Below are 3,610 nucleotides of genomic sequence, written 5' to 3'. Positions count from 1 at the left end.
GTGACTGATTATGGGGCGGCTGTTGCAACTTATGGAGATCGGCCGGTTAGCATTGAAGCCTTAGGAAAAATTCTTAAGGGCGAAATACAACCAAATGGCCAACTCCCAGTTGAACTTCCAGGTCGGTATCAGTTGGGTTGGGGTTTGAAAGAATTTTAAAAAAACAAAAAATGAGAAAGTGATTAACGCTATGAAAGTTTTGGTTGCAGGCATCCATTTTGAATCGATTATACATTTTTTGAGAAAAAATTTACCGGAATTTGAATCCTATCAAATACCCGCTTCGAAAGTCGTTGAGGAAGCAAAAGATGCGTCGGTTATAATACCAACTATGACTCGAATTGATCGTCACGTAATTAATAGCGCACCTCATCTCAAACTCATCCAACAATGGGGTTCTGGTTTGGAGGGCGTTGACATTCAAGCTGCCACTGAAAACGGTATTGCTGTAGCCAATGTTCCAACCCACGGTACTGGAAATGCCGAGTCGGTTGCAGAATGGTGTGTCATGTCAGCCATAGCTTTAAGCCGTTCATTCCCATCAATTCAAGAATCGGTTTGGAAGGGTTTTCCATGGGGAGCACCTTGTGGGAATAGTCTTATGGGAAAAACCGCCGGAATTGTTGGGGTTGGAGGAATAGGGGTGGAATTAGCTAAAAGACTGATTTCCTTTCGAATGAAATTGATTGGTGTGAAAAAAAATCCCCATTATCTTCCTCCAGGTTTGAATTTTGAATGGGTTAAGGGTATGAATGCCTTTCCTGAGCTATTAAGCCTAGCTGATTATATTTTTTTGTGCTTGCCGCAAAATGAAGATACTCGATGCCTTTTTAATCGTAAGGCATTTCAAATGATCAAGAATGGTGCTTATCTAATTAATCCAGCTCGAGGCGGATTGATTGATCGAGAAGCTCTTTCCGATGCACTGGGGGATGAACGATTAGCAGGCGTGGCGATGGACGTATTTTGGCAGGAACCCACTAGTCCTCAAGATCCACTCCTACAACACCCAAAAGTTTTAGTTACTCCTCATATAGCAGGAGCAACCGATACTTCCTATCAGGGGATAGCCGAAGGGGTTGTGAAAAATATTCGGTTAGCACTTTCAGGGAAAATACCAAATAATTGTGTTAACTCAGAAGTTCTATCGCAGCTAAAATGGAAGACCTAAAAAATCATATCCCCATTGTTTTGTATATTTTAAAGTCAACAACGGGGATATGATTAAAAAATTTCATGTTCTGTAAAAATCATGCTTTGGATAGTTCAGATGTGCAATTTGGACAGCGAACGGCTTTAATTGGTATAGCGGTAAAGCAGAAAGGACAATCTTTGGTGGTTGGAGCGGCAGGTGGAACTTCTTTTTTCCGCTGCATTTGGTTGATGATTTTTACCAACAAAAACACTGCCAAAGCAATAATGAGAAAAGTTATTATGCTGTTAATAAACAAACCATAGTTAAGCGTGACCGCTCCTGCTTCCTTGGCAGCTGCAACGGTATGATAGGGTGGAGGTGTATCTCCTTCTTTTAAGACTGCGAAAAGATTGGAAAAATCGACTTTACCCAAAGCTAAGCCAATTGGAGGCATGATGACGTCATCAACCAGCGATTTAACAATTGCCCCAAAAGCGGTACCAATGATGAAACCAACAGCAAGATCAACCACATTTCCACGGCTTATGAACTCTTTAAACTCATCGATTAATTTTGACACCTGAGAATCCCTCCCCTAAGGAAGCAAAATATCTCTTCCAAGAAAACAGAATAATAACCTTTAAAATTCCTTCAAAAGAAGCAGATTTGTTTTAATATATAACTAATCAAATGGAATTTGGATACTTCCCTCCCAAATACTCAGGCCATTTAGGAAAATTTCTACATTGTAAATCGGTTCCAACACAATGGGATAACCTACTTCAATGGTCCAGGTTCCTTCATTGTCGATATAGGTAAACCGATAAGTGGTATATCCCACCAGTCCTTCCGGAGTAATATTTACAACCGACCAAACAGCATCCATTGGGACCCTAACGTCCTCCAAGTTAGCCTGAGTAATGCCCCAGTCTCGTGCTTCATAGACCTCACTTGGTATTTCAGGTGTTGGGGAAGGAGTTGGAGAGGGAGGATTCGTACAACCAACTATAAAGAAAAGGCTTATTAAAGAGATAATAAATATAATATTTGTTTTTCTCATCTGATACCTCCTATCATATAAAATAATGTTTATTATATCATTAGTATTATAGATTAGCCTAAATTTATTGTAAAATGGAGGAGGTTTTCATATTTCTTGTTGATGTTTACAAGAGAAGATAACATTAATCATCAATATAATCTATTTTATCCTTTAATGAAAAGGAGAAAACCATGAACTATAAAAGAATATTGTTAATCCTTACCCTATTTATATCGGTTTTTTTATCTGTTGGGAAATTATGGGCTGAATCAGCCTCGAACCAAATCGATGAAAATACAATGAACCAATTGAAAAGAGTATTTATTGGTGCTGAATTCATTGAACGGTATAATAAAGTGTTACCAGAATCTAAAGGGAATGCAGTCATCCAAGAGATCTACCAAGTGTTTATCCAAGGGAAAGAAAATGGTTATATTTTTAAAATTTTGAGTTCTGGTTATCGAGGCGATATCGTTGTTTTGGTCGCTTTTTCTTCTTTGAATAATCAGATAATTGGCATTCAAATTTTAGAACAAAACGAAACCCCTTCATTAGGAGATCTTATTACCCAACCAAGTTTTTTAGTTCAATTTTTAAAAAAATCAATTAATGATAAATTTGAATTAGGGGACGACATCGAAGCAATTAGTGGAGCAACGGTTTCTTCTACTGCAGTAGCTAAAGCATGTCAGGAAGCCGTAGGTTTTTTATTAACCAGTCAAGCTGAAACGGATAATAATTAGAATTTATCAATTTAATTGTTAAAGATTTTTTATTGGTATACAAAAAAATTTTGGCGCTTTTAATGATTTATAATGAAAATTTTGGAAAGGAGTAATTTAATGAAAAATATCGAGGTTAAAGAGATTCTTTGTTTTGGTGATTCTTTAACTTGGGGCTGGAATCCGGTTGATAGGGGAAGATATCCTTTTGAGAAAAGATGGACCGGAGTTTTACAAAAAGAATTAGGTAAAGATTATCGAATAATCGAAGAAGGGCTAAATGGAAGAACCACCATATGGGATGACCCAATTGAAGGAGAAAAGAACGGTAAAAAATACCTCATTCCCTGCTTGGAATCACACCTGCCTTTGGATCTTGTTATTATCATGTTGGGAACCAACGACCTCAAACTGAGATTTAACAAATCAGCTTTTGATATTGCCGCAGCCGCAGATTCGTTAATACAATTAGTTCAAAAAAGCCGAGCCGGTCGTGATTCTCAATCTCCCAAAGCATTACTCGTTTCTCCGCCTCCATTAGGAAAATTGACTGATTGGGAGGAAATGATGGTAGGTGGATACGAAAAATCAAAAAAGTTAGCCGGTTATTATGAAATGTTTGCAAGAGATCACCAATACTTTTTTTTCAACGCGGGAGAATTTGTTAAAACCAGTGATTTAGACGGTCTCCACTGGGAAGAAGGAGAAAAT

The 3,610-nt window shown here is 37.8% G+C and carries 5 protein-coding genes; 3 read left to right on the top strand and 2 right to left on the bottom strand.

Going from position 1 to position 3,610, the window contains the following annotated elements; genetic code table 11:
- Positions 1–238: 238 nt before the first annotated feature.
- Positions 239–1,171 (top strand): 2-hydroxyacid dehydrogenase, encoded by a 933-nt coding sequence (locus PLK24_RS05595; RefSeq protein WP_433873644.1) that lies wholly within the window; start codon positions 239–241, stop codon positions 1,169–1,171.
- A 79-nt stretch (positions 1,172–1,250) separates the two neighbouring features.
- On the opposite strand, the gene mscL is transcribed toward PLK24_RS05595, so the two are convergent.
- Entirely contained in the window at positions 1,251–1,715 is a 465-nt protein-coding gene (mscL, locus tag PLK24_RS05590) for a large-conductance mechanosensitive channel protein MscL (protein WP_324477106.1), read from the bottom strand.
- A 102-nt stretch (positions 1,716–1,817) separates the two neighbouring features.
- On the bottom strand, positions 1,818–2,195 hold the full coding sequence (locus tag PLK24_RS05585; RefSeq protein ID WP_324477104.1) for a hypothetical protein: 378 nt from the start codon (positions 2,193–2,195) through the stop codon (positions 1,818–1,820).
- Between the two features lie 173 nt (positions 2,196–2,368).
- Here PLK24_RS05585 and PLK24_RS05580 point away from each other — a divergent pair, with 173 nt between their 5' ends.
- Complete coding sequence (locus tag PLK24_RS05580; protein ID WP_324477103.1) at positions 2,369–2,920, top strand: RnfABCDGE type electron transport complex subunit G; 552 nt, start codon at positions 2,369–2,371, stop codon at positions 2,918–2,920.
- A gap of 99 nt (positions 2,921–3,019) precedes the next feature.
- On the top strand, positions 3,020–3,610 hold a 591-nt coding region (locus PLK24_RS05575; RefSeq protein ID WP_324477101.1), incomplete at its 3' end, for an SGNH/GDSL hydrolase family protein.

Origin of the sequence: Atribacter sp., assembly GCF_035418125.1 — a bacterium.
In the GTDB taxonomy this organism is placed as follows: domain Bacteria; phylum Atribacterota; class Atribacteria; order Atribacterales; family Atribacteraceae; genus Atribacter; species Atribacter allofermentans.
This window is presented reverse-complemented; position numbering and strand designations above follow the sequence as displayed.

What these genes read in the sequence shown, in the direction of transcription:
- PLK24_RS05585 (WP_324477104.1), bottom strand. Translation starts at nt 2,195, where the DNA reads ATGAGAAAAACAAATATTATATTTATTATCTCTTTAATAAGCCTTTTC.
- PLK24_RS05580 (WP_324477103.1), top strand. Translation starts at nt 2,369, where the DNA reads ATGAACTATAAAAGAATATTGTTAATCCTTACCCTATTTATATCGGTT.